General features: G+C 63.4%; 1 pseudogene. It reads left to right on the forward strand.

Annotated elements, in window-relative coordinates:
- Positions 1 to 308: 308 nt before the first annotated feature.
- A pseudogene (locus tag F6Q13_RS19715) lies at positions 309 to 588 on the forward strand (hypothetical protein); the annotation flags it as partial.

Here is a 588-nt window from a genome sequence, read left to right on the forward strand (position 1 = left end):
CCTGCGACACCGGCTTTAGGAGAGCCGTGCTCTATCCCCTGAGCTACGAGGGCCGACGACGTCTTTGAATACCTGACTAAAACCCTGGCGACGCCCGATTTCAGCGGCTTCTTGGACATCCTGGTGCCGTGATCGGCGTCGCGACGATGGGCGTCGTGTTGCCGAGTCTGGCGGATGTAAGTTTATCGGGCATGAAAAAGGCCACGCGACGCGTGAGCGTCCGTAAGTAGCTTGGGGCCGCTAGTCGTGGAGTCCTCGCGCCAGCCATAGCAGCGGTCGTAGACGCTGTCGCCGCCATCGGTCTTGATGTGCTATCGCAGGTACACCAGCAAGTGTGGCGGGATTGGGAGTCTGCGACCAGCCTGCTGGGCCGCCACGTGCACGTCAACGCCTGCTGGCTGTACGGCAGGTTCCTGTCCGAGGAGCCCGAACCCGAGGTGGTCTCGTGTGTGTATTGGGCCGAGGGAGCTGCCCAACAGGGCGACAAGGCGCTGCGACGCCAACCCAACGCCGAGGTAAGCCGCCGCACCGACTTGCTGCTGAGGGCCTCTCCTGGGCCCGGATCGATCATTTTGACCGTCACCCCGG

It is taken from the genome of Mycobacterium sp., from assembly GCF_008709575.1.
Taxonomy (GTDB): domain Bacteria; phylum Actinomycetota; class Actinomycetes; order Mycobacteriales; family Mycobacteriaceae; genus Mycobacterium.